The 24,075-nt window shown below is 60.2% G+C and carries 23 protein-coding genes; 10 read left to right on the top strand and 13 right to left on the bottom strand.

Features of this window, described 5'->3' with window-relative positions; translation table 11 throughout:
* The first annotated feature begins 9 nt into the window (after nt 1–9).
* Nucleotides 10–750, top strand: a complete 741-nt coding sequence (locus tag IEX40_RS14715) for a J domain-containing protein (RefSeq protein ID WP_188749604.1) — start codon at nt 10–12, stop codon at nt 748–750.
* 3 nt (nt 751–753) lie between these two features.
* Here IEX40_RS14715 and IEX40_RS14710 read toward each other — a convergent pair whose 3' ends face one another.
* On the bottom strand, nt 754–1,734 hold the full coding sequence (locus tag IEX40_RS14710) for a hypothetical protein (protein WP_188749603.1): 981 nt from the start codon (nt 1,732–1,734) through the stop codon (nt 754–756).
* Between the two features lie 162 nt (nt 1,735–1,896).
* Here IEX40_RS14710 and IEX40_RS14705 point away from each other — a divergent pair, with 162 nt between their 5' ends.
* Nucleotides 1,897–2,103 (top strand): dodecin, encoded by a 207-nt coding sequence (locus IEX40_RS14705; RefSeq protein WP_188749600.1) that lies wholly within the window; start codon nt 1,897–1,899, stop codon nt 2,101–2,103.
* Between the two features lie 211 nt (nt 2,104–2,314).
* Nucleotides 2,315–3,706 carry a sigma 54-interacting transcriptional regulator gene (locus IEX40_RS14700; protein ID WP_188749598.1) on the top strand — a complete coding sequence of 464 codons (1,392 nt, stop codon included), beginning with the start codon at nt 2,315–2,317 and terminating at the stop codon, nt 3,704–3,706.
* Nucleotides 3,707–3,797: 91 nt separating this feature from the next.
* Here IEX40_RS14700 and ybaK read toward each other — a convergent pair whose 3' ends face one another.
* From ybaK to IEX40_RS14685, 3 genes are all read right to left on the bottom strand, one after another.
* Nucleotides 3,798–4,274, bottom strand: coding sequence for a Cys-tRNA(Pro) deacylase (ybaK, locus tag IEX40_RS14695; protein ID WP_188749596.1), 477 nt, complete (start codon nt 4,272–4,274; stop codon nt 3,798–3,800).
* 15 nt (nt 4,275–4,289) lie between these two features.
* The gene (locus IEX40_RS14690; protein WP_188749594.1) at nt 4,290–4,868 is read right to left on the bottom strand and encodes a hypothetical protein; all 579 of its coding nucleotides are present in this window, start codon (nt 4,866–4,868) and stop codon (nt 4,290–4,292) included.
* Between the two features lie 66 nt (nt 4,869–4,934).
* Nucleotides 4,935–5,156: a DUF3820 family protein gene (locus tag IEX40_RS14685; RefSeq protein WP_229680775.1), complete on the bottom strand. Its 222-nt coding sequence runs from the start codon at nt 5,154–5,156 to the stop codon at nt 4,935–4,937.
* A gap of 120 nt (nt 5,157–5,276) precedes the next feature.
* Here IEX40_RS14685 and IEX40_RS14680 point away from each other — a divergent pair, with 120 nt between their 5' ends.
* Together IEX40_RS14680 and IEX40_RS14675 are read left to right on the top strand one after the other, a co-directional pair.
* Entirely contained in the window at nt 5,277–6,668 is a 1,392-nt protein-coding gene (locus IEX40_RS14680; RefSeq protein ID WP_188749592.1) for a methyltransferase, read from the top strand.
* A gap of 10 nt (nt 6,669–6,678) precedes the next feature.
* Nucleotides 6,679–7,479 carry an MOSC domain-containing protein gene (locus tag IEX40_RS14675; RefSeq protein WP_188749590.1) on the top strand — a complete coding sequence of 267 codons (801 nt, stop codon included), beginning with the start codon at nt 6,679–6,681 and terminating at the stop codon, nt 7,477–7,479.
* Nucleotides 7,480–7,482: 3 nt separating this feature from the next.
* Here IEX40_RS14675 and IEX40_RS14670 read toward each other — a convergent pair whose 3' ends face one another.
* From IEX40_RS14670 to smrA, 3 genes are all read right to left on the bottom strand, one after another.
* Nucleotides 7,483–9,624, bottom strand: coding sequence for a tRNA(Met) cytidine acetyltransferase TmcA (locus IEX40_RS14670; RefSeq protein WP_188749588.1), 2,142 nt, complete (start codon nt 9,622–9,624; stop codon nt 7,483–7,485).
* Complete coding sequence (locus IEX40_RS14665) at nt 9,621–10,358, bottom strand: hypothetical protein (protein WP_188749586.1); 738 nt, start codon at nt 10,356–10,358, stop codon at nt 9,621–9,623. Before IEX40_RS14665 ends, IEX40_RS14670 begins: the two co-directional genes overlap by 4 nt.
* Nucleotides 10,359–10,488: 130 nt before the next feature.
* Nucleotides 10,489–11,070 (bottom strand): DNA endonuclease SmrA, encoded by a 582-nt coding sequence (smrA, locus tag IEX40_RS14660; protein ID WP_188749584.1) that lies wholly within the window; start codon nt 11,068–11,070, stop codon nt 10,489–10,491.
* 197 nt (nt 11,071–11,267) lie between these two features.
* On the opposite strand from smrA, the gene IEX40_RS14655 reads away from it, so the two are divergent.
* From IEX40_RS14655 to IEX40_RS14645, 3 genes are all read left to right on the top strand, one after another.
* On the top strand, nt 11,268–12,047 hold the full coding sequence (locus IEX40_RS14655) for a hypothetical protein (RefSeq protein WP_188749582.1): 780 nt from the start codon (nt 11,268–11,270) through the stop codon (nt 12,045–12,047).
* A 16-nt stretch (nt 12,048–12,063) separates the two neighbouring features.
* Nucleotides 12,064–12,678 (top strand): glutathione S-transferase N-terminal domain-containing protein, encoded by a 615-nt coding sequence (locus IEX40_RS14650; protein ID WP_188749580.1) that lies wholly within the window; start codon nt 12,064–12,066, stop codon nt 12,676–12,678.
* Nucleotides 12,679–12,853: 175 nt separating this feature from the next.
* Entirely contained in the window at nt 12,854–14,587 is a 1,734-nt protein-coding gene (locus IEX40_RS14645; protein ID WP_188749578.1) for a DEAD/DEAH box helicase, read from the top strand.
* 235 nt (nt 14,588–14,822) lie between these two features.
* Here IEX40_RS14645 and IEX40_RS14640 read toward each other — a convergent pair whose 3' ends face one another.
* Entirely contained in the window at nt 14,823–15,104 is a 282-nt protein-coding gene (locus tag IEX40_RS14640; RefSeq protein WP_188749576.1) for a GIY-YIG nuclease family protein, read from the bottom strand.
* 62 nt (nt 15,105–15,166) lie between these two features.
* Here IEX40_RS14640 and IEX40_RS14635 point away from each other — a divergent pair, with 62 nt between their 5' ends.
* Together IEX40_RS14635 and nhaD are read left to right on the top strand one after the other, a co-directional pair.
* Complete coding sequence (locus IEX40_RS14635; RefSeq protein WP_188749574.1) at nt 15,167–15,913, top strand: tRNA1(Val) (adenine(37)-N6)-methyltransferase; 747 nt, start codon at nt 15,167–15,169, stop codon at nt 15,911–15,913.
* Between the two features lie 319 nt (nt 15,914–16,232).
* A complete protein-coding gene (gene nhaD, locus IEX40_RS14630) occupies nt 16,233–17,474 on the top strand; it encodes a sodium:proton antiporter NhaD (protein WP_188749572.1) in 1,242 nt (413 codons plus the stop codon).
* 15 nt (nt 17,475–17,489) lie between these two features.
* Here nhaD and cysG read toward each other — a convergent pair whose 3' ends face one another.
* From cysG to IEX40_RS14605, 5 genes are all read right to left on the bottom strand, one after another.
* The gene (gene cysG / locus IEX40_RS14625) at nt 17,490–18,896 is read right to left on the bottom strand and encodes a siroheme synthase CysG (protein ID WP_188749570.1); all 1,407 of its coding nucleotides are present in this window, start codon (nt 18,894–18,896) and stop codon (nt 17,490–17,492) included.
* A 76-nt stretch (nt 18,897–18,972) separates the two neighbouring features.
* Nucleotides 18,973–21,099, bottom strand: a complete 2,127-nt coding sequence (locus IEX40_RS14620; protein WP_188749568.1) for a hypothetical protein — start codon at nt 21,097–21,099, stop codon at nt 18,973–18,975.
* Between the two features lie 196 nt (nt 21,100–21,295).
* On the bottom strand, nt 21,296–21,919 hold the full coding sequence (locus IEX40_RS14615; protein WP_188749566.1) for a phosphoadenosine phosphosulfate reductase domain-containing protein: 624 nt from the start codon (nt 21,917–21,919) through the stop codon (nt 21,296–21,298).
* An 18-nt stretch (nt 21,920–21,937) separates the two neighbouring features.
* Entirely contained in the window at nt 21,938–22,414 is a 477-nt protein-coding gene (locus tag IEX40_RS14610) for a DUF934 domain-containing protein (protein WP_188749565.1), read from the bottom strand.
* Complete coding sequence (locus tag IEX40_RS14605) at nt 22,398–24,056, bottom strand: nitrite/sulfite reductase (RefSeq protein WP_188749564.1); 1,659 nt, start codon at nt 24,054–24,056, stop codon at nt 22,398–22,400. The genes IEX40_RS14610 and IEX40_RS14605 overlap by 17 nt, the downstream gene beginning before the upstream one ends.
* Nucleotides 24,057–24,075 lie beyond the last annotated feature (19 nt).

The raw sequence follows: 24,075 nt of genomic DNA, 5'->3' as shown, positions 1-24,075 counted from the left end.
GGAGCGACCGTGAACCCAATTGGGTTAGTGCTGTTCGCATTGATCGCCGGCTGTGGCTGGCTATGGCTCAGACGTCAACCGCCGCAGGAGCGTACGCGAGCCGGTGCCAAACTCGCCTTTCTGCTGATCCTGCTGGGGTTACTGTTCCTTGCCATTACCGGCCGCCTGCACTGGCTAGGTGCGCTGATAGCCCTGCTCCTGCCGCTGGCACAGCGCATCCTGCCGCTATTTCTGCGCCTGCTGCCCTGGGTGCAGCGCGGAGCCCAGTCCTACAGAAGGCGCCAGTCCAGCAGCGGCGGCCACTCCCATGTTCGCAGCCGCATGATCGCCATGAGTCTGGCCCACGACTCTGGCAGCATGGAGGGGGAAGTGCTCGAAGGCTCGCTTCGCGGGCGTCAACTGAGCAGCCTGAGCAAAGAGGAGTTTCTACAGCTGCTGCGCGAGTGCCGGAGCAGCGACCGGGATTCCGCCCGCCTGCTCGAAACCTACCTCGACAAGCGCTTCGGCGCGGACTGGCGCGCCGACGACCCCGGCGCCTCAGATTCCAGCGATGAAAGCAACTCCGGAGATCGGCCCTCGATGACCCGGGAGGAGGCTCTGGCAATCCTCGGGCTGGAGCCCGGTGCGGACCGGGAGGCGATCATCGACGCGCACCGCCGCCTTATCCAACGCAACCATCCGGACCGAGGCGGCAGCACCTGGCTGGCGTCACGTATCAACGAAGCCAAAACCCTGCTGTTGCGGGACTAGCGCTCAAGGCAAGGGGGCGCGACCTTCTGGCCACTGCAGAATACGTCCAGTCGGCTGAAGCTCAAGCCCGCGTCCCAGGGCGGGATCATCATTGAGCAGAACCAGTGCACCATCGCCCCGCACCTGCCAGAGCTGGGTATCGAATTTGCCTGCGGCACCGGGACGCTCCAACTCCAGCAATACCCTGTCGGAGCTCAAAAATCTCCAGCGTCCGGCGCGAGGCTGCAACGGCTGGCCGTCATGGTTATCCGCAACAAGCCGCACGTCGCCATCCGCCTGCATCAGCAGATGAAGATCTCGCAGGTACGCCCCTGCCGCAGTCCGATAATGCGATGCCAGTGCCAGCCTTGGCAGATCGCCATAGCGTGCACAGCCATTAAACACGCTCCCCTCCAGGTCGAGCTGCGCACTGAGTGCATACCAGTTACCCTGGCCATCCCGACAGGGCCGTACGACAACCTCGAGCGCGATATCCAGCCCGCTCTTTCTGTCGCTTAGTCGCTGATACCAGCGCCAGATCTCGCCTTCGCGCATTCGCTCAGGTTTGTCGAACACCAGTGTGCGCAGTCGCTGAGGCTCGTTGAACACCAGACTATCCTCGCCAAGCATCACCGACCAGGGTGGCTCCAGGCCCGCTGCATACAGGCTCACACCGGCGAAACGCTCGTCACAGCTGGATAAGTCACCGCCTATGACTCGCGGCTCCAACACTCGCCAGCCGTCAGTCCCGTCAGCGCCCCAGCCCTCGATGTATACCGGCAGTCCCTCGCGCCCGGCACTGAATCGCAGATACTCCTGCCTGAGCAGGTCAGGGATCTCAGCCATCTGTTGCCATTGGGTACGCCCGCATGGCTGAAACAGGATATCCCCCCCGTCGAGGGAAATCAGTCCTCGCTGATAGATGGCATCGTCGGGCAGTTGAGGTCGCAGCTGACATCCACCGATCAGGGCGGAGAAGAAGAGAACGTGAAAGAAACGGTACATCCGGGCCATCCCTGCGAGCTTTCCGCGATCTTATTCGCGACTGTCGCCAGACTCAAGCCATACCCGATTTCGATAGCCGAGGCACAAACGGCAAATCCCCGGAGCACTGCTATCATTCAGTATCAGGTAAGCGACACATTCCGACCCGAGAAGGAGATCGACATGCCCGGACATAACTATCAGCTCATCGAAATCGCAGGCTCCTCCACCAGCAGCTACGATGATGCAATTCGCGGCGCTATCGCCGAAGCCAGTACACGCCACGAACACCTGGATTGGTGGGAGGTCAAAGAGATGCGAGGCCATATCAAAGATGGCGCAATTGCGCATTACCAGGTTGTATTGAAGATCGGTTTTCGACTCGAGTGACCAGGCAAACGGTCAACGGTCACACGGGACTCTACGCGGGTGGGCGTTTTGCACCGTCCGCTCTTCGATATCATTCAAACACCTGTTACAATTGATCAATAGTGTCGCCAAAGAGACTCTGCTTTTATATTCAGGCAGTAATGACTCAACGGAATTGAACCCGTGTTCATCGTCGCACCGCATTTGTTGAGCCGTGCCAGGAGCAAATAAGATGACCGCCAGCCCCCAAATTCTTCTAGTCGATCAGAACATTGAGCAACTCGATCTGCTCAATGAATACCTTGTCGGCGCCGGTTACCGCGTGCGCACAGCCTGTTCCGGCGACGAAGCATTGCAGATGCTCGAATCCCGCAAAATTGAGCTTGCGCTGTGCGACCTGCGTACCAGCGCACGCGACGGTTTAACGCTGAGCGAACTGATTCAACACGACTATCCGGGGATCACCCGCATACTGATCGTAAACCAGCAGGTACTGCCGGAAGCACTCGAAGCGACTGCGCAAGGCGCCTTTGGCATCCTCACGCCACCTTTCGATCGAGCCCATCTGCTCGACACCGTAAGAGCAGCCCTCGACGCCGCGAACCAACGTCGCGATCAGCGCTGGCGCTCGGAAATCGTCGCCCGCAACCCGATCATGGAGAATCTGCTTGACCAGGCGCGCCGGGTCGCAGTGTCGGACGTCAACTTGATCATCAACGGCCCCAGCGGAAGTGGCAAGGAGTTGCTGGCCAGGGCGGTCCACCTCGCCAGTCGCCGTTCGGACAAACCGTTTGAGGTCCTCAACTGCAGCGATCTGCCGGAACAGATGCTGGAATCTGAGCTGTTCGGGCATAGCCGCGGTGCATTCAGCGGTGCCAACACCGATCAGCAGGGACTGCTGTCGCGCACTCAGGGCGGTACCCTGATGCTGCGGGACATCTGTGATCTTCCACTAGCCCTGCAGTCCAAGCTGCTGGCGACCCTGAAAACAGGACGGGTCCGGGCTGTTGGCAGTGAGCATGACGAGCCGATCGATGTGCGTATCATCGCCAGCTCCCAGCGCAACCTGGAACACGCAATGCTCAATGGCGAGCTGAACGAGTCGCTCTACTACCTGCTCAACCTGGTTAACCTGGAGATCCCGTCGCTCCAGGAGCGAGCCGAGGATATCCCGCTGCTGGCCCGTCACTTCCTCGCCAAAGAAGCCAGCAAACAGAACCGTCGTGTCCGTAATTTATCACCAGGTGCGATACACCTTCTTGGCCTGTCGGCCTGGCCCGGCAACGTGGCGCAACTGAAAAAAGTCGTCTCACAGGCGGTAGCAAACAGCACCTCACCGGTGATATCGGAGTCACTGATTGCCGATGCGATGGATAATCAGCAGCGGGTGATCCCCTCCTTCAACGAAGCCAGGGCTGAGTTCGAACGCCGCTACCTGATCAAGTTGCTGCAGATTACCGAAGGCAACGTGACCCACGCGGCCAGAATTGCAGAGCGTAACCGCACCGATCTGTACAAGTTACTGGGTAAACATGACCTGGAGCCATCGAGGTTCAAGGTTCGCCGTCGTCGTGCCAAGAGTGAAACCCAAACTCCGGCGGATCGCACTGGTACTCAGGGCTAGGGAATCCAGTGTTAGTGAAAGATACGAGCGAAATGCTCGCTGATATAGGGTTAGGGAACGGGCAGCCGGAAACACTGCCCGTGATCACAACCTAACCGCGAGATACCGCAGCCTGTTGGGCGCCGGTAATTCGGCAGAGATCCGCCGGTGCCAGCTCAATATCCAGTCCGCGCCGCCCCCCACTGATCAAGATGGTCTGCTGTGTTGCCGCACTGGCATCGAGCACCATCGGCAGGCGTTTTTTCTGCCCCAGGGGACTGATGCCGCCAACGATATAGCCGGTGGCACGCTCAGCATCCGCAGGCTGAGCCATCACCACCTTTTTCACCTTCAGCGCGCTGGCCATCGCTTTCAGGTCGAGCTGACCGGCGACAGGCACTATGCCGACGGCCAGCCGCTTAGCATCGCCCTCAAGCGCCACCAACAGCGTCTTGAATACCTGCGCCACCGGCCGGCCCAGCTTTTCAGCCGCCTCCAAGCCATAGGCCGGCGCCGCAGGATCGTGTTCGTACTCATGCAGGCTGAATGCGATGCGGGCTTTTTCCAACGCTTTGATGGCCGGTGTCACCAGCGAAGCTCTCCCTTAATCAAACAGTCCCAGCGCGCGATCCGTAAGGTCGATCACATCGACAACAGTGCCTCTACCCTCCATAACGCGCACGATCCTATCGCCCACCCGCAGTAACTCGATGCCATCCTGGCGTCCAGTCAGTCGGTTGAGCAGATCGGAGGGCAGGTGTTCGGCATGGCGGTACACTTCAGGATCGATCACCTCGCCCCTCACCAGTTTATCCTGCCAGCCCGGCGGCAGCTCGCCCCCCCGCTGCAGCTTCTTGCGCAGTCCGGGCGGCAGCGACTTGTAGCGCTTGGCTTCGCTTTCGTATTCGACACCGTAGTAATCGACAAGCACACCTCTGAGCAAGCGGTCCCGATCGTCACTGGACAGCCGCTGATAGTGCTCCAGAGAACGGCCGTCATCTTTGTCGTCATGCCGCTCTTTTGACTTGCCCTTATCACGCTCGTCATGTGACGAGGCATTGTGCGTCACTACCTGCTCAGGCTTACCCTTCTTGCCCTGCTGCTTATCCTCGACCCACTCGGGTTTCGCCGCGAGAACCGGCAACGAAAACGCGATCAGCGCTCCCAGTACTATTTTTTTCATCATTGCTCCCTTTCCAACTTTGACAGTCAGCCTAATCACCACTACCTGAACACAAACCAAACCGTATTAACGCTTGTGCCTTAACGGCTCGACGATCGATTCCAGCCCGTTCAGCTTGATCTCATACAATAACGCCAGGCGCTCACCCAGTTTTCCGGCAGGGAACCCCTTACCGGAAAACCAGACCAGATAAGGCTCCGGCAGATCGAGCAGCACCCGGCCCTTATACTTGCCAAACGGCATTTTCATACGCACCAAATCGACCAGCTGTTCGCTATCCAGTTCCATATCGCCTCCATTTCAGCCCGCAGTATACACCCGACGGAGCGACTGCCGACTGGAAGCCGTACGTCCATGCGCTGTAATATCCGCACCAGCCACGTAAACAGCACAATTGTTTCAGTCACCATGTCAGAAGCCAATCCGTTACATCAGGCACTGATGCTGATGCAGCAGCAAGCCTTCACCAGCGCCCAAGCGATCTGCCAGCAACTGCTGGCGCAAAGCCCAAATGACTTTAACGCTCGGCACCTGCTCGGCGTGATCAAGCTCCATGCCGGCAAGCCCCTGCTGGCGTGCAAGGAACTCAAGATCGCTGCTGCACTGCCCGTAGCCCCGAAATACAGGGCTCAGGCACTGAGTAATCTCTCCCTGGCACTGCAGCAACGGGAGCGCATCGAAGAGGCCCTGCAGGCGATTGAACAGGCACTAGCGCTGATGCCGGACGAACAGGCGTTCCACCTCAACCGGCTTAACCTGCTGGAGAGTCTGGAGCGCTGGCAGTCGATCGAAGATGCCGTTGCCAATTTCCCTTTGTTGAACGAACTGCCGGACGCGCAGTACCCTCTGGCCCGCGCCGCGCGTAAGCGTGGCGAAATCGATACCGCCCTCAAGCGGCTCGATTCAGTATCATCCATTGCTGACATGGCACCGGAAGCCCTGAGCGAGAGGGCTTTGCTGCTGGTTCTGTGCGGACGGGAAGAGCAACTGCTGCGCGAGAGCGAAGCGCTCGACGCGAGTGAATTACAGGCTTTGGCCGACTACATGGCCGAAGAGGGCGAAGGAACCGCTGCGCAGCTGCTCTACCGCGAGCTACTCAGGCGCCATCCGGAGCATGCCGGCGCGCGCCATATGATCGATGCCGCCGAGGGCCATATCGAAGCCGGTGCGCCAGCCGCGTATGTCCGCGATCTATACGATAGCCACGCCGAGAGCTTCGAGCAGCAGCTGGTCGGCAGACTGGGCTACCGGGCGCCGGAACTCTTGGTCGAACGCCTGCTGCAACTCCTGCCACCGCGGTTAGGGCGGGTTGCCGACCTGGGTTGCGGCAGTGGCCTGTTGGGCCGAGCACTACGCCAGCGGTTCGCTATCGAGCAGCTGCACGGTTGCGACCTGTCCGCCGGCATGCTCGAGCAAGCCCGGCGCCAGGGCGGTTACGACCAGCTCAGCCATGAGGAACTGCTCTCCTGGCTTGCCCGCCAGTCCGCTCTGCAGCTTATCTGCGCCACCGATGTGCTGATCTATATTGGCGATCTCCAGCCGGTGATGCGCGCCGTCGCTTCAGCCCTGGGTGCTGAAGGCCTGTTCGCGTTCAGCGTCGAGGCCAGCCCGGGCGAACTGCGACTGTGCAGCAGCGGTCGCTACCAGCATAGCGAGGATCATGTGTACCAGCGGGCCATGGAGGCAGGGCTCAAGGTACTCAGCTGCGAGCGCTTCCCGTTGCGCCAGGAACAGGGCAAGATGGTGACAGGATTGATGGTCATCTGCCGCCTCTCGGCCAGTTCCGACAGTGAGGCGTAAGGAGCAAAAGATGAGTACCCCTCAGGTCACCGGCCTCTATATCTACCCGATCAAGTCAGGAGCCCCGATCTGCCTACCCACCGCCTGGGCCGAGAGTCGCGGCCTGGCGATGGATCGTCGTTTCATAATCTGCGATCCTGAGGGCAAATTCATCACTGCACGGGAGGAGCCCAAACTCCTGCGCCTGGTGTCGACTCTGGTGCATGACGGCTTGATCCTGAGTGCGCCGGGTAAGCTACCCATCTACCTGCACTATCATGAGATTCGCGACCAACGCCAACAGGTCGCGGTATGGAACGATATTCTGGCCGGCAAACGCTGCCCGGAATCACTCGACAGCTGGCTCAGCGACTATCTGCAGCAGCCGGTGCATCTGATCTATAACGACCCCGACAGCTACAGGGTTGCCGGCCGCGCGCCGAAACGCCCGGTACTGTTTAGCGACGGCTACCCGATCCTGCTGACCAGCGAGGCTTCGTTGCAAGCGATACGGGATGAGGGTCCAACAGATACCGAGATGCGCCGATTCCGGCCCAATCTGGTTGTAAAAGGCGCACCCGCCTGGGCCGAAGATGACTGGAAACGGATCGCCATCGGCGACGTGGAGCTGGAGCTGGTGAAACCCTGCGAGCGCTGTGTACTGATCACCCGCGATCCGCACAGTGGCGAGAAAGACCCTCGCTCGGAACCTCTGCGCACGCTTGCCCGTATCCATCGAAGCGAAGACGGCCGCGTCTGCTTTGGCCATAACCTGATGGTTACCAAACCCGGACTGCTCGAAGTCGGAGCGCGGGTCCGGATTCTGGAATAGGTTTTAGCCCTCGGTTTTCCTAACCGAATCCCAGGCGTCCAACAGGCTAGAAGTCAGCTCTCTCAGCCGCTTCAGCTGAGCATGACGCCCCGAGGGACGTTCAACCGCCACAGGGGGCTGCTGGTGCCAGACCCGCGCCACCAGCAGCGCTTGGTCATCCACGCTCAGGCCGAGTCGGTGCCAGTCCTGCACCGTAGCCAACAGCAGCAGATCCAGCTCCACCAACGTGCTTTCCAGCGAGCGCTGGTGTTCGGCAAAGCCATGCAGACGCGCGCGCTCCTCACTGGTCGGTTCGAGCCTGGGCAAAGCGGCAAAGAGTGCCGGCATCAGCTCGACTGGCAGACTCGATAAGGCGCCACTCAGACGGTAACGCAGGCGCCGGGCATAGCGCTCACGCATACCTCGAAACCACAGCTGACAGCGATCCGACAGGGGGTTCAACACCATCACCGAATGCGAACCGGACACCGGGTCGAGCTGATCACCGACACGGACCGGCCAAAAGTCACAGACGCTCCAATAGCGGAGTAACGCTGTCGTGGCCGCGAAGCTGGCACCCAGATAATCGACGCCCTCCTCCCTGGCCTGTTCGACAATCGCATTCAGTAACTGCCGCCCCATCCCCTGCTGCTGCAACTGGGGATGGATGGCGATCCGCAGTACGCGCCAGGCGCGCCAGGAGGCCACGGCGAGCTCACCTTCGTGCGCGATCAGCGCCTGTGGCAACAGGTGCCCGGTAGGACGCCGATGTCCCTCCCAGACGCCCTGCGCGAGCTCTTCCGAGAGCTCCCCCTCCCGCGCCACCAGTGCACAGCCGACCAGTCCTGCCCCCCGCCGTAACAGGTTCACCTGAAGGTTAGGGCTGTCCAGCAACACCCGCAGATCACCCGGTGTCGTGCGGTAGTGGGCCAGAATCAGCAGACCGAACAGCTGCCGCAACAACGGCTCATCAGCGGACAGCTGTTCACGCGGAATCCTGGAGATTGTTAATCGCTGATCGCCACTGAAGACGGGCTCAACCGGCTCCGCATCAAGCAGTAGCAGTCGTGACACCTGTTGTTCCAGCGGATCGTCCGCTGCCCAACGGATCGGCGCCTGCATCTGCAGCTCCTGCACTCGGGGCACCAGCCGCTTCAGCTCATCAAGAAAGCGCAGGGTAAAACCTCGACCGTTACCCTCGTAACCGTGCTGAGTCGTGGCAAAGATCAGGCGATGATAATGCGTGCTCAGCCCGCGTAATACCGGCGTCGCCACGGCCGCCGCTTCGTCGATCACCAGCAGGTCCGCAGGCGGCAATCGCTTCAGCGCCTCAGCGGGGGTCATATAGCTGAGCTCCAGCTGACCGATAACGGCATACTCGCCCTGCCAGACCAATGCGCCCAGCTCGCTCTCGATGCGTTCGAACACGGCGGACAGCGCCTGCCGTGACGGCGCACTCAGCAATACCCGCAAGCGGCGCTGTTGAGAAATGCGGGTCAGTGCCAAACCTACAGCTGCAGACTTGCCCCGTCCCCGATCGGCACAGACCACAACCGCACAACGCCCCCGCTGCACCCGCGTGACCAGCTGCTCGACAACCTGTTGCTGATCGATGCTCATATACGGCGGCTGGACTGGCGCTTCCCGCCCTGGCACTGGCGGCCAGCTCGGCAAATCCCGGCTGTCTGGCCGCAGTCTAAGCACGCCTTTATCGCTCTCCAGCAACCGAACCAGGCGGCGCAGATAACGCGGCTCGAGCATCTGAGCTGTCCAGGGTTCCACCTTCAACTTCTGGTATTCGGGATCATCGTAACGGGGCCAGTCACCAGCTTCGGGTGAGAGCAGTACCAGCCAGCCACCGGCTGCGATGGTACCGGCCAGCTGAGCGAAACTGTTGGGGTTAAAGCCGCTGAACGCGTCGTAGATCGCCCAGGGCCGAGTCTGGCCAAGCAACTGGCTGGCGCGGGCGGTTGGCATGACCGAGTTGGCGTAGCCGCACGCTCGGTTACTGAGCACAACCCCGTCGCCGAGGGTGGACGACAGTCGGGACGCGAGTTCGGCGGCGATAAGATCACACTGATCCCGCTCAGCGGCCACCCAGATCAGGGCGCGATGACGGCGGGTGCTCAGCTGCGCATTAAGCGCAGCAAGCTCAGTGGGTATCATAGGGAGTAGGCGGAGTTCAACGTTTCCACGCTGGTGGGTTCTGCGCGGTAGCTGACGCTCCCCGCAGGCTCGGCCCTAACCTCGTCCAAGCGAAGGCTCAACTGCTGCAGCACCTTATCCGGTGTCAGATCAGACTTGGGTTGCAGAGTGCAGCCCGCCAGCCGCACCTCAACCTCGTCCCCAGCCATCAGTTTGACGGCATGCTCGATACAGCGTTTAGCCAGCGCTTCCGCGTTCTCATTGGTCGCAGGAAGCAGCAGCTGCAGGTCGCCCAGCTCGCCCAGCCCGACCAGATCGCCCGGACGGGAGATCTCTGCGGTCAGCATCGACGCCAGGCGCACCCGCGACGCGGCTTTTACAGCAGGATCGCCACAGCGAATCTCCAGCTGCATCAACGTCAACGGCGTAAAGTCGCGTACCGCCCGGCGGCACTCGGTTTCCAGCACCCGGGAAAACCAGCCTGGCAGTGCGGCACCGGTCTCGGTATCGGTCACATGCTGACCGATCAACGAGTGTTCCAGCTCGCGCAGGCGTGCGTGCAGCAGCCGGCGCTGGACGTTCAGACGCATATAGCCAAGTCCCTGCAGCAACAGTGCCACCGCGCCCAGCACAGGGATCCATAGTGATGTGAGTTGGATGAAGGCATAGACGGTCAGCGCCACAATGACCACCGCAGCGGCCAACATCAACGCATCTAGACTGCGCCAACCATCCTCTTGGAAAGGGGGTTCCATCGTACTATTGCTCTCGCCGATATAGGGGTCCTGATGGCCAGCCCTACTGCTGACATACTCTTAACCGCTGACAGTAAAGCGTTTTTTTCCTTACGACGCAATCCGGTAACGCTCCAATCCAGGCCGAAACTCAGCGTCCGTGGTGCAGGTGGCGCTCCTGATTTTGTTGTCTTTGGAGTTCATTTTTGCGCAGCATCACATAGATCGCACCGGTACCGCCGTGTTGAGGCAGGGCGCAGTGAAACGCCATCACCTCCTCCATCGCCGGCAACCAGAGATTTAAGCTGCTCTTCACCAAGTTGGCATGCGACTGGGTGTGACGCGAGCGGCCGTAGTGTATCAGTACCGTACGGATACCCAGGCCCACGCACTGTTGTACAAAGTCGACCACCTCATCGACACACTCGACCAGTGGGCGGTTGATCAGGTCCAACCGCGCATCAACGGTATAGCGCCCCAAGCGCAGATTCCGGTACACCCCCTCTTGCACCCCATCACGCTTCCATTCGATCGGATCGAGCGGATCCAGCAGGTGCTCAGGGGTCAAGGCCGCCCCCTGAGGCTCACCGCCCATGGCGGCAAGGCGACGGGCCCGATGGCGGGGATCACGTCTAGGTCGAGCCGATCTCTGCACATGCACCCGACTCTCCGACTTGATCGGGCGCACGCCGTCGGCTTCCATCATCTCGAAGAACTCGTCCTCTTGGTTCATGGATATGGTCCTCCGTCTTGCAACATCGTGGTACATAAGCAAAGCATAACGCCAGCCAACCCCCGGCATCCAGACTCTGCCCGATCAACGGGCAGCTTTCCCTCAACGCAATAGTCGATTAAGGTGAAATCACAACAACAAGTTCGGTATAGGGCGGCGTAATTGCCCACCGGCCGGGGACTATCGCGGATATTATCATGCAGAAAATTGCCGCTATCTTGATCATCGGCATCCTTGCCGCCGCAGTTTACCTATTCTGGTCCTCCGACCAACCCAATCAGGAGGCGCAGCTAGAGCAGCCGATCGACTCTGCCACGATGACGGCAGCCAAGGAGCATATCGCCTCGCTGACCGACGATAGCGCCAAAGAGGCGATCGACATCGCCTCTGCGGACAATTTTGTCACCAGTGAACAGCTGATCACGCTGCCCGCTGCTGCATCCAATGCAGCCAGCATCGAAAGCGCTCCTGCCGACAGTGCCAGCACCGCGACAAGCTTCGGCGTCGATCTCGGACTGATCGGCACCACCTCGGATATATCCAAGATCGAGATGCCCGAACTGAACCGGTTACGCCTGAAGGAGCTGCTCAACGATCCCAACCGCAACCCCAGCGATGTGTTCTATATCCACGCGGTCGACCATTACGATCGCCAAGGACTCTGGGGCATCATGCAGCGAGGCTTAACCGAAACCTTCGCCAAGGGGATCAGGCTGGGCCAGCAGAGCCGCACGCTGAGTGCCACCATTCCCGAAGACGCTGACGAACGGCTCGCGGACAGCTCTAGCTCGTTCCTTGGCCATATCCTCGACCGCAAGGTGAAAGAGACCCTGGTGTATAACTACCGCCAGGGGCTACTTGGCCGGGATCCGGATATGATTCAGCCCGGCCAGCAACTGCTGATCATCCGCTTCAGCGAGCAGGAGTTGATCGGCATCTATAATCACTTCGCCACCCGTGCCGCGGTTACTGAATAGTGCAGAGGAGTCCAAAATGATCGACCTGTACACCTGGAGTACTCCCAACGGCCGCAAGATTTCGATCATGCTCGAAGCCTGCCGCCTGCATTACAACGTTCACCCGGTCGATATCAAGAACAGAGAACAGTTCGAACCGGAGTTTCTGACCATCTCGCCAAACAACAAGATACCGGCCATCATCGACGAAGAGGGCCCGGAGGGGAAACCGATCAGCCTGTTCGAGAGCGGTGCGATCCTGATCTACCTGGCCGAGAAATGCGGGCAATTCATGCCCGACGAGCCAACTGCCCGCTACGAAGTACTGCAGTGGCTGATGTGGCAGATGGGCAGCTTTGGGCCCTACCTGGGACAGGCTCATCACTTCAACCGCTTTGCACCAGAGAAGATCCCCTACGCCATCGAGCGTTATAACAAGGATGCACAGCGCCTGTGGGGAGTGCTGGATAAGCGTCTGGAAGAGCGAGACTTCGTTGTCGACGAACTCAGCATAGCGGACTTTGCGATCTACCCCTGGGCCTGCCGCCATGAGTGGCAGATGGTCGAACTCAGTGATTTTCCGGCGGCGGCGCGGTGGATGGATCGCATGGCAGGGCTTCCCTTCGTCGAGCGCGGCATGCAGGTGCCTTAAACGGGCAATTCCGTACCGGCACACACAGGATGATTGAACATTTTTTGTACAATTATCCAAACCGGCATGGACATTAACGTCCTGCATGCGTAGTATGTGCGCCTTTCCTACTGGCAACGCTGCCTGATTGTTCCTGCAGCAACGCCTCATCTTGACTCAGGTATACAATCAAAGCATGTCAAACTCCGACGCTCCCACCTCTTTTGGTGATTTGGGACTCTCCACTCCTATTCTTCAAGCTCTGACCGAAGTCGGTTACGAGACCCCCTCCCCGATCCAGGCCGGCGCTATTCCGCCCCTGCTGGAAGGCCGCGACATCCTGGGCCAGGCCCAGACCGGTACCGGTAAAACCGCTGCATTCGCACTGCCGCTGCTGCAGCGCATCGACACCAGCAAACAGTACCCGCAACTGCTGATCCTGGCGCCCACCCGTGAACTGGCGCTACAGGTCGCAGAAGCCTGCGAAAAATACGCCCGTCACCTGACCGGTCTGCGCACTCTGTCCATCTACGGCGGCCAGGGTTATGACAGCCAGCTGCGCGCGCTGCGCCGTGGCGTTCAGGTCATCATCGGAACGCCGGGCCGGATCATGGACCACGTACGCCGTGGCACCCTGGAGCTGGACAAGCTGCAGACACTGGTGCTGGACGAAGCGGACGAGATGCTGCGCATGGGCTTCATCGACGATGTCGAGTGGATCCTCCAGCACACCCCGCCGCAGCGTCAGATCGCCCTGTTTTCGGCCACCATGCCGACAGCGATCCGCCATATCGCCGACAACTATCTGCGCGAACCGGCCGTGATCAAGATTGCTGCCCAGACCGCTACCGCCAGCACCATTCGCCAGCGCGTATGGACCGTTCGCGGTATGAGCAAGATGGCCGCCCTGACCCGACTGCTGGAGCAGCAGGAGCATGATGCCAGCCTGATCTTCGTGCGTACCAAGACTGCGACAGAGGAGCTGGCCGAACAGCTGACCTCCGCTGGCTTCCCCGCTGCAGCTCTGCATGGCGATATCGCCCAGCAGCAGCGTGAGCGGATCGTGGAAAAGCTCAAGCGCGGCGAGCTGGATATTGTGATCGCCACCGATGTGGTCGCTCGCGGCCTGGACGTTGAGCGTATCAGTCACGTCATCAACTACGACATCCCCTACGATGCCGAGTCATATATCCACCGCATCGGCCGTACCGGACGTGCCGGCCGCGAAGGCGATGCGATCCTGTTCGTGGCGCCGCGCGAACAGCGCCTGCTGAGCCAGATCGAACGCACCACCCGTCAGCCGCTGGAACAGTTGGTGCTGCCGACGGCCAAACAGATCAACGCCCTGCGCATCGAGCGTCTGAAGGCGCGCGTCAAAGCCGCAGCCGAGGGCAGCAAGGTCGAGCAGTTCTCCACCCTGATCTCCTCGCTGACCGAAGGTGAGGATGCGATGGAACCGGCCGCCGTCTGCGCTGCCGCTCTGTCTCTGCTCTACGCCGATCAGCCGTTCCTGCTCAATGAAAACGAACCCGACCCCAACGCCTCCCGTCCGCGCCGTGAACCGCGCGAACCGCGTGACAATAGCCAAGGCAACGGCCGCAAGCCGGTGCGGAACGGACCGCCGGCTGAGGGTATGGAACGTTTCTGGATTGGTGTGGGCTATCAGCACGGTGTCAAGCCCGGCAACATCGTCGGCGCCATCGCCAATGAGGCGGGACTTGAAAGCAACAATATCGGCCGCATCAACATCAGCGACGAGTTCAGTACTGTCGACCTGCCACGCGGCCTGTCGTCAGATGCGCTACAGACACTGAAGCGCGCCCGTATCTGTGGACAGCGTCTCGATATCCGCCCCTGGACCGAGAACCGCAGCAGCGCACCTCGTCGCCAGGGTAACGGCGGCAAGCGTCAGTACCAGAAACGCGCGTAAGATCGACCGGCAATAAAATGGGGGTATCCCCGCCGAGGATACCCCCTTATCTGCCGGAACTATTCCGGCTAAGGACCATGCTAAGGCATGGAGGTAATGGATGCCTGCTGCTCACCACACCTGTCGTGTGTTGATACATTGCCAGTATAGACAAGCACTCCACTCCTGCCCGGAAAATACCCCGCCTTCGCCCTGAAAGATTTTCATGCCCAACAACGGCTCTGCGCTGCCCCATTCAACGCTTAATCTCGGGCATGATTTCACGTCCCGTTTCCACCAGTTTCAGCTTCTCCACGCGACGTAATCGCTTGATCTCATACTCCCGCTTTAACGCCGCCGAGCGCCCTTCCTGCACCTCTGCCCAGACCAGCTGAACCGGACGCCGAGCACGCGTATAGCGCGCACCAAGTCGGCCACAGCCGTTGTGTTCACGCTCTCGACGCTGAAGATCGGTGGTTACGCCGGTATAGAAACTCCCGTCCGCGCAACGCACAATATAGACATACCAATGCTGCATGGTCGCGAGTGTGCCAGCATCCGAGGCGATGCGCCATGTTCTATCGAGGCTCCATACCACACATGTCCAGACGTCAACGCAACTCCTATTTCCAGTGCCAGCAGTTCCGTATCGAGCAGCAGGGCGCGGCAATGAAGGTAACGACCGATGCTTGCGCTCTGGGGGCCTGGGCACCTGTCGAGCAGGCCCGACGTATATTGGATATCGGCACCGGTAGCGGCCTTCTCGCCCTGTTCGCCGCCCAGCGCGCCACACAGGCGCAGGTGGATGCGATCGAACTCGAACCCCAGGCCGCCGCGCAAGCCAAAGCCAACTTCGACGCCAGCCCCTTCAGCACACGGCTGCAACTGTTCGAGGGCGACATACTCACTTTCGAGCCCACCCAGGGCTACGACGCCATCCTATGCAACCCGCCATTCTTCAGCGACTCCACACTCAATAGCTGCGAGCGGCTGAGACAGGCTCGACACGACACCCAACTATCCTTGACCGCGCTGCTCGCTGCCGTTCGCCGGCTTCTGCTCCCGGCGGGGCGTGCCTATCTGTTACTACCCACCGATGCCGCCTTACAGCTGACACCAAGCCTTGCTCAGCACGGGCTGCAGCTGCGCAGCAGGTTACACCTGATAAGCCAGCCAGGAGATACCCCTCACCGCTGCATACTGGGCTTGTCGCCTGCGGCGGGTGAACTGCGTGAAGACAGCCTGACCCTCTACTCAGCACACCCCATACACAGCCGTGAGGCGGGTCGTTTATTTTACGACTATTACACCCGACTGCGGTGCGAAGCTGTCGAGTACACACGGTAAGCGAACGCGATCAGCAGCGTCGCACATGACCGGACCATGCGCAGCATAACGCCGATAACCGAATCATAAGTGCCGGTTACTGAAACGCATGGCTAAAAACAGTACCAATTAAGTACGGAGTTTAGACTTTCGATTAAGGGGGGCAGGGGGTAGAATTGGCGCCAATCCTACGCAGTCCAACGGACTGACCCCCTGCCTCGCTCGGGAAACGATCCTCTGGGTCTGCTCGCCAGTACCCAGCCCACGTTTTACCCCATCGCCTCGCATGGTCGCCCCGCCGTTTACATTGCCTGCGTACTCACTTACCGGAGCATCTCGAATGCATACCCTTCTAATCCTGATCGCGGGAGTGGCGTTCCTGTCGATCGTGCTTGAGGACGTCATACACGTCAACAAAGCCAAAACCACCCTATTCTTCGGCACCCTGTCCTGGCTGCTGATATTCCTCTTCCCTGAAGCGGGACAAACGCAGGAAACGATACTCGAAAAGCTCGATGAAAACCTGTTGGAGATCGCCAGTCTCTGGCTGTTCCTGATGGCGGCGATGACTTTTGTCGCCTTCCTCAACCACCAGGGCCTGATCGAAACGTTGATCTACAAGGTGCTGCCACGCAGAGTCGGCGAACGCAAGTTGATGTTCATGGTAGCCGGCTTTGCTTTTCTGTTCTCCTCCCTGTCCGACAACATCACCGCGACACTTGTGTCGATAGCCCTGGTGCTGTCGCTAAGGATGGAGGCGCGCAAGACCCTGCGTTTCGCCGTGATGGTGGTGTTTGCGGTCAACTCCGGCGGCGTGGCCCTGATCACGGGCGACGTCACCACCCTGATGATCTTCATGGCCGATAAAGTCGCTATTGAAGACCTGCTGTTCCTCTCCCTGCCCGCCCTCGTCAGCGTCATGCTGCTGGCAGCGCTGTTGGCGCGACCGCTCAAGGGCGAAGTGGAGATCATCCCCACCGAGCGGCGGGATGACCGGGTCGGCAAGGTGATTGCGGCTATCTTCCTCTCCACTATCATCGGCACCATCATCCTCAACGTCGTTGCCGGTGTACCGCCGGTACTGACCTTCCTGTTCGGGCTGTCGATCATGTTCCTGATCGGTCGCATCGGCTACAAGGATGACGAGCGTGAAAGCCTGCTCGACTACATCCGTGTCATCGAGTACGACACCCTGCTGTTCTTCCTCGGGATTCTACTGCTGGTTGGGATGCTCAAGGAGATCGGCGTGCTGCACTCGCTGGTTGGAGTCTACGACATGCTGCCCACCACCGGCGCCAACTACGTCATGGGCCTGCTCTCGTCGCTGGTCGACAACGTGCCGCTGACCGCCGCTCTGCTCAAAGCCGACATCATCATGACCCACGGCCAGTGGCTGTCACTAACCTACTCGGTGGGTGTGGGTGGTTCCCTGCTGGTTATCGGATCGGCCGCCGGCATCGTCGCGATGAGCAAGGTGGAAGCGGTAACCTTTGGCTCCTTCGCCCGATACTCCTTCTACCTGCTGATCGCCTTCACCGTCGGTTTTATCGGCAGCCTGGTGATCGGCAGCCTGCTACACTAACCGCAATCGGGGGGATCAGGCGTTCGCCTGCCCCCTCTCGCTTTCGCCAAACCACGCCAAACGCGACCGCAGTTTCACCACTTCACCTACGATCACGATCGCAGGCGCTGGCAGCTGCGCTTCACGCTGAAGCTCGACGATGCTCTCCAGGGTACCGGTCAGTACTCGCTGATGTGCCGACGTACCTTGAGAGACAATGGCTACCGGTGTAGCGACCGGCTTGCCATGCTCAATCAGACCAGCACAGAGCCGCTCCAACGTGTGCAGCCCCATGTAGAACACGATCGTCTGATTGGGATGCACCAGTTCATCGAAGTTCAGATCGGAGGTCCGGTTCTTTAGCTGTCCAGTGACGAACCTGACCGACTGGGCGTACTCCCGGTGCGTCAGGGGTATACCGGCATAGGTGGAGCAGGCGCTGGCGGCGGTAATTCCCGGCACCACCTGGAAGGGTATCCCCGCCGCCTGCAGCTCCTCTATCTCTTCACCGCCGCGACCGAAGATGAATGGATCCCCGCCTTTGAGACGCACCACACGCCGCCCCTGACGGGCATGCTGCACCAACAGTTCGTTGATCCCCTGCTGAGGCACACTATGGTTGTCACGCTCCTTGCCCACGTAGATCAGATCGGCATCGCGCCGACACAGATCCAGCACCTGCGGTGACACCAGGCGATCGTAGATCACCACATCGGCCTGCTGCATCAGGCGCAGCGCCTTGAAGGTCAGTAACTCTGGATCACCGGGACCGGCTCCGACCAGATAAACTTCACCAACGCTGGAGCCGGAGTCAGCACTCGCCAGCGCTCGCTCCAGCAGCTGCGCGGCTTCCTCGTCGCGCCCGGCAAACACTCGCTCGGCCACCTCGCCCTGCAGCACCTGCTCCCAGAACTTGCGCCGCTCATTAACGCTCGTGAAACGCGCTTTCACGCGATCGCGGAAGCCGCCGACCAGTCGGCCCAGACGGCTGTAGCCCGTCGGGATAAGCGTTTCAAGCTTGGCACGCAGTAACCGCGCCAGTACCGGCGACTGACCGCCGGAGCTGACACCGATCACGATCGGCGAGCGGTCGACGATCGCCGGAAAGACGAAGGTGCATAGCGCGGGATTATCGACCACATTCACCGGTAGCGACCGCGCCACCGCGTCATAATGCACCCGCTCGTTCAGCGCCTGGTCGTCAGTGGCCGCAACCACCAGTGCAGCCTCATCCATCAGTGCCGGATGGTATTCGCCGATGATCACTTGACCACCGTGCAATTCGACCAACTCATCGAGCTCGGCATGAACCTCGCGCGAGACGACCCTGACGTGCGCACCGGCACGCACCAGCAGGCGCGCCTTACGCAGGGCAACATCGCCGCCACCGATAAGCAATGCGGTACGCGTTTTCAGATCAAAAAACAGCGGCAGGTAATCCACCAGTTGTACTCCCGATTGTCGACTGCTGTATGCTTCGGCCTGCTCCCTGGCCTGGGTATCCCCGCCCTGCTCCCTGTCAGTTCACGCGTCGGTAGCGGTATAGCCCCTCGCCCTCATCATCAGTGTAGATGCAATCGAATCCGCCGTCGGAGGCGAGAATCTCGCACTGCGCCGCATGTGCATCCATCGCACCCCACTCCTGATTACAAGCGTCACGATATTCACCACCCTGCACATCGAATCTGAGCTGGTCACCCACCTTGGTCCAACGGTAGTTGTAACGCAGGGTCTCGCACTGGCCGGTCGCGTCGTACTCGGTGTAGAAACCGGTGCCATCGGCGTTGATCTCCTCATGCCCGATCATCGGCGGCTGACCGCAGTTCTGGTTCAGATCACGCAGTTCATAACGCCCTATCAACTCATCGGCCTCCGGTACCGCATGGTTAACCGGCAGCATCTCCAGATCGGTTTGCGCCGACAGACCGCCCGACTCCATATCCGCACGATAGCGCATCCGCATCGGCTGGCTGATCATCGCCTTGCGAACCCTCGCCTGCATCAGACAAAACTCATCGGTGGCGCCGGCAACCTGGCTCAACAGCGCGTTAGGCAAAGTCGAGAACCACTGACCGATGCGGGAATAGTCGATGCTCACGGCCATCAGACCGTTACTGTCCAGAGGTTCGCCGGCCAGCGCCTTCGCGGCCCTCGCCCCCTGCTCACCGGAATACACCACCAGGTGCTGCCCTTCCAGCCCCAGCGTTGCCTTGAGCCCGGGCGAGAGGAAGCCGAGGTCGACCTCGGTCAGGTCGCCATTGAGTGGCAGCTCCGCCACTCGACCACCGGACTGCGGCACCACCGTGGTGTTGAACAGCGACAGCAGCAGCTCCGGGTTCTCGGTTGCGAGACTGAGCAGCAGATCCACCGACTCCGGCAGGCCACTGGCTTCGGAGAAGCGAATATCGTAGAGCGACAGCGCGACACCCTTGATGCCCTGCGCCATTCCCGTTACCACCCCCAGGGGGGCTGGGCTGGTCGCCATCATCTGCCTCTGCGCCTGTTGCAACTGCGGACAGCTGAAGCTGAGCTTACCCGCCTCACGCCACAGTTTGGTCAGCGTCGGCACCAGCGTATCCATATTGGTGGCCAACGCCAGACCCAACATCTGCTCACCGTCTATCTGCCCCGGCAGATGCCCACGCAGATCCATCAACGGGCCGACCACCTCGGCAGAGCTGATCTCGAGTAGCGAACGCGCCTTTATACCGACAGTGTCACCCTCGACACCAACGCTCTGGTAGCCAAACAGCATGCGCGGCACGCCGCTGGCCAGGCCGGCAAATTCATTGCGACACACCGGCGACAGATCGCGACCGATCGGGCTGGTCTCCCCCAGAGAACTGGCCAACGCGTCGATATCGCGAGATAAGCCGTTAGCCTTGGCCCCTAACAGGCCCTCGGCCAAGCGCTGAATATGGATAAAACCGGCGAAATCATTGCTGAATCCCTGAGCCTCGATCAGCGCCGGCAGCTCACCGCTATCGGCCAAGCTGGACTCGGGCTGACGCAGTCCGATGCGCTCCAGTTGGGACAGCTCGCTATCGGTCGATGAGAACAGCGTGATCGTGGCCAGCGACTCCTGCATCGCTACAACCAGCTCTATGGAGCCCTGACCACCGATCCGGCCGAGCGGCCAGCGCTGGAGATTTACACCCTCGCGCACCTCTTCCACCGGAGACACGCCCGATTCCTCGGACAGCCCCGCCCAGAAGGCTTCGAATGCCGCCGTGTCGGCGATCGGCATACGCATGACCGGATACAGACCATGCATGTAGATCGCCTGCTCCGCATCCAGATCAAAGCCGTAATGAGCAAACAGCTCCCCGTATGTGGCGGAATGGGCACTGAAATCAAGCAGGAAGGCGCGCAGCAACTCCATTCCCGGAGCGTCATCACCCGCACGCTGCTCCATTCTGTCGAACAACTCCGCCAATTGAGCGGGATCGAGCGCACCGATCGGATAGTCCGACATTCGCTTGCTCACCTCGGGATTGGTCGTCCCACCGAAGTAGAGCACGGTATCGGCAGGCACATAGGCGGTATAGCCTTTGCTGCCCCCACCTAACCATCCAGACTGCCAGAGCCAGCCTCCCACGACTACGAGCAGCGCCAGTATCAGCGCGGGTATCGCCAGTTTCTTCATCGCTATCGCTCCCTGCTACCAAGAGTTCAGACTCTTTTTATGGATTGGTCGGATTCTACCCCAGTCGGTACGACAACGTGAGGCTCCAAACCGTTCATGCCCGCCCTTATCGTCGGACAGGATGACAAAAACACAGATGTAAAAAAGCCGGACGGCGTACCGTCCGGCTTGGTCTCAGGCTATACGCCAATACCGATCAGAGCTGCGTATGCAACCCGCACTCGCGAGTTTCCAGCGCCTTGGTCGGATCGAAGTAGTCGGTCTCGTTGGGCAGACCGTGCTGCTCGAGGTAAGCGTCCATCTGCGCTTCACTCCAATGGAACAGCGGCGCCACCTTGATCACACCATCTTTACTGGCGGTAACCACGTCCAACGACTGACGGAACTCGGTCTGATCCTTGCGGATAGCATTGAACCAGAGGTCCGGCTTCAGTTCGGCCAAGGCGCGCTGGAACGGCTCCAGCTTCACCTGGCGGGTGAACTCCTCATGCAGAGGATCGTCCACCTCCGGAATCCCCTTCATTAGCACGTTACGGCGTGCAGCGGTCATCTGCGGAATGTAAGTGACAATATTCAGGTTCAGATCCTTGATCACCTTCTCCGCAAAGCGGTAGGTAGCCGAGGTGTTGTAGCCGGAATCCACCCAGAGCACCTTAACGTCCGGTTTGACCTGCGTAACCATATGCAGGATCACCGCCTCGTAGGGGCGAAAATTGGTGGTCACCAGCGGGTTCTGCGACTGCTCCAGAGCCCACTTGATGATCTCCTGGGGTGACTTGCCTTCCAGCGCGGCGTTGGCAGCGGCCAGATCGATACTCATAACACTCTCTCCCCTGAATTAATTCTGCAGGTAGACCGGGCGCGGATCGTCCGAGCTGCCCTGGTACCGTACGCTGATCTCGCCGAAGGCGTTGAGGAACTCCTCGGAGAACGCCTCATCGGCAAACTGGAAGGCGTTGAAACCGCAGCGTTCCATGTAGCCAAGCTGATCCCGCGCCGGATTGCCCACTGCTCGCAACTCGCCCTGGTAACCGGCGCGGCGCAGCTTACGGGCCAGCGAGAACCCGCGCCCATCACGAAAGATCGGGAACTCGATGGCGATCATAGGGAAGCGATCCAAGGCGTCCAGCACCGGCGCCAGATCATCGTCGCCGTTGACCTTGACCGCCACGCGGCGCTCGCCCAGCGTAGCGCCCTGCTCCAGGTACAGCGCCAACGGCAGTAACAGATCACCACTCTGCGGTAGCGCATCCGCCTCTTCGACCAGCTGCCAGCTGTCGTCGCTTACTATCTGTCGATCAATGAGCAGCGGCATAAACTTTCTCCTTGAACGGGTCGACACCCACACGGCGCACACAATCGAGGAAGCTCTCTTCGTCGGTGCGCTGCTCGACGTAGGTCTCAAGAATCTTTTTCAGCGTATCGGCCACATTGTCGGCGGCTACCGACTTGCCGAGCACCTTGCCGAGGGACGCATCTTCACGATCGGAACCGCCGATCGTGATCTGGTACCAGTCCTCACCCTTCTTATCGACACCCAGGATACCGATATTGCCGATATGGTGATGACCGCAGGCATTGATACAGCCCGACATGTTCAGTCGGATCTCGCCCAGATCGTAGAGGTAGTCCAGATCATCAAACGTGCGGTTGATCTGTTCCGCGATATTCAGCGTCTTGGCGTTGGCCAGGGCGCAGAAATCAAAACCGGGGCAGACGATCATGTCGGTCAGCGTACCGATATTCGGCCGCGCCATGTTGTGCTCGGCCAACTGCTGCCAGACCGCGTACAGATCTGCGTTTTTCACATCGGCCAGTACCAGGTTCTGCTCGTGGGTGGAGCGCGCCTCGCCGAACGAGTACTGCTCAGCCAGATCAGCAACCACCTCCAGTTGCAGGTCGGTGATATCGCCCGCCGGCTCCAACTGCGGCTTCAGCGACACGACCACACTGCGGTAACCCACAACCTTGTGCTCATGGGTATTGCGCTCGTACCAGACGCGGAACGCCTCGTCGTTCGCCAGCTTCTGCTGCAGGCTGGTATCAGCGGCTGCGGAAGCATCGTATTCGAACGGCTGGAAGAAGCCCTTCACACGCGCGATCTCGGCGTCGGTCAGCGTCAGCTCGCTGCTGCGGATCTGCTCCCACTCCGCATCGACCTCGTCGCGGAAGGCATCGATCCCCATCGCCTCAACCAGGATCTTGATACGGGCCTTGTACTTGTTGTCGCGGCGCCCTTTCAGGTTGTACACGCGCAGGATCGCTTCCAGGTAAGAGAGCAGATCCTGCTTGGCCAGGAACGGGCGGATCTGTTTGCCGATCACCGGGGTACGGCCCAGGCCGCCGCCGACCAGCACTTCGAAGCCCACTTCGCCGGCATCGTTCTGCACCAGATGCAGACCGATATCGTGCACCTGGGAGGCGGCACGGTCACGCGGACTGCCGGTCACGGCGATCTTGAACTTACGCGGCAGATAGGCGAACTCCGGATGCAGTGTCGACCACTGACGGATGATCTCGCACCAGGGACGCGGATCTTCCAGCTCATCCGGTGTCACGCCGGCGAACGGGTCCGTGGTGGTGTTGCGGATACAGTTACCGGAGGTCTGGATCGCGTGCATCTGCACCTGCGCCAGCTCAGCCAGGATATCGGGCACCTGTTCCAACTTCGGCCAGTTGAACTGGATGTTGGTACGGGTCGTGAAGTGACCGTAGCCCTTGTCGTAGGTGCGCGCGATGTGGGCGAGCTTGCGCAGCTGAACGGAAGAGATCAGACCGTAGGGGATAGCGACGCGCAACATCGGCGCATGACGCTGGATATACAGGCCATTCATCAGACGCAGGGCCAGGAACTCGTCGTCCGACAGCTCACCGGCCAGGAAACGCCGGGTCTGGTCACGGAACTGTGCAACCCGTTCGTCGACGATCTTCTGATCGACTTCGTTATAAATGTACATTATTGGCTACCTTCAACCG

This window comes from Marinobacterium zhoushanense, from assembly GCF_014641945.1.
GTDB lineage: Bacteria > Pseudomonadota > Gammaproteobacteria > Pseudomonadales > Balneatricaceae > Marinobacterium_D > Marinobacterium_D zhoushanense.
The sequence above is the reverse complement of the archived record's forward strand: the minus strand, read 5'-3'. Positions and strand labels throughout refer to the sequence as shown.

Bases quoted from the DNA above. Each gene is read 5' to 3' on its own strand.
- IEX40_RS14700 (WP_188749598.1), top strand. From the start codon at position 2,315: ATGACCGCCAGCCCCCAAATTCTTCTAGTCGATCAGAACATTGAGCAA.
- IEX40_RS14605 (WP_188749564.1), bottom strand. From the start codon at position 24,056: ATGTACATTTATAACGAAGTCGATCAGAAGATCGTCGACGAACGGGTT.
- IEX40_RS14650 (WP_188749580.1), top strand. From the start codon at position 12,064: ATGATCGACCTGTACACCTGGAGTACTCCCAACGGCCGCAAGATTTCG.
- IEX40_RS14705 (WP_188749600.1), top strand. From the start codon at position 1,897: ATGCCCGGACATAACTATCAGCTCATCGAAATCGCAGGCTCCTCCACC.
- IEX40_RS14645 (WP_188749578.1), top strand. From the start codon at position 12,854: ATGTCAAACTCCGACGCTCCCACCTCTTTTGGTGATTTGGGACTCTCC.
- IEX40_RS14640 (WP_188749576.1), bottom strand. From the start codon at position 15,104: ATGCAGCATTGGTATGTCTATATTGTGCGTTGCGCGGACGGGAGTTTC.
- IEX40_RS14685 (WP_229680775.1), bottom strand. From the start codon at position 5,156: ATGGAACTGGATAGCGAACAGCTGGTCGATTTGGTGCGTATGAAAATG.
- IEX40_RS14615 (WP_188749566.1), bottom strand. From the start codon at position 21,919: ATGAGTATCGATCTGGCCGCTGCCAACGCCGCGCTGGAAGGCAAGTCA.
- IEX40_RS14670 (WP_188749588.1), bottom strand. From the start codon at position 9,624: ATGATACCCACTGAGCTTGCTGCGCTTAATGCGCAGCTGAGCACCCGC.
- IEX40_RS14675 (WP_188749590.1), top strand. From the start codon at position 6,679: ATGAGTACCCCTCAGGTCACCGGCCTCTATATCTACCCGATCAAGTCA.
- IEX40_RS14620 (WP_188749568.1), bottom strand. From the start codon at position 21,099: ATGAAGAAACTGGCGATACCCGCGCTGATACTGGCGCTGCTCGTAGTC.
- IEX40_RS14610 (WP_188749565.1), bottom strand. From the start codon at position 22,414: ATGCCGCTGCTCATTGATCGACAGATAGTAAGCGACGACAGCTGGCAG.
- nhaD (WP_188749572.1), top strand. From the start codon at position 16,233: ATGCATACCCTTCTAATCCTGATCGCGGGAGTGGCGTTCCTGTCGATC.
- smrA (WP_188749584.1), bottom strand. From the start codon at position 11,070: ATGAACCAAGAGGACGAGTTCTTCGAGATGATGGAAGCCGACGGCGTG.
- IEX40_RS14665 (WP_188749586.1), bottom strand. From the start codon at position 10,358: ATGGAACCCCCTTTCCAAGAGGATGGTTGGCGCAGTCTAGATGCGTTG.
- IEX40_RS14655 (WP_188749582.1), top strand. From the start codon at position 11,268: ATGCAGAAAATTGCCGCTATCTTGATCATCGGCATCCTTGCCGCCGCA.
- IEX40_RS14680 (WP_188749592.1), top strand. From the start codon at position 5,277: ATGTCAGAAGCCAATCCGTTACATCAGGCACTGATGCTGATGCAGCAG.
- IEX40_RS14690 (WP_188749594.1), bottom strand. From the start codon at position 4,868: ATGAAAAAAATAGTACTGGGAGCGCTGATCGCGTTTTCGTTGCCGGTT.
- IEX40_RS14635 (WP_188749574.1), top strand. From the start codon at position 15,167: ATGTCCAGACGTCAACGCAACTCCTATTTCCAGTGCCAGCAGTTCCGT.
- IEX40_RS14710 (WP_188749603.1), bottom strand. From the start codon at position 1,734: ATGTACCGTTTCTTTCACGTTCTCTTCTTCTCCGCCCTGATCGGTGGA.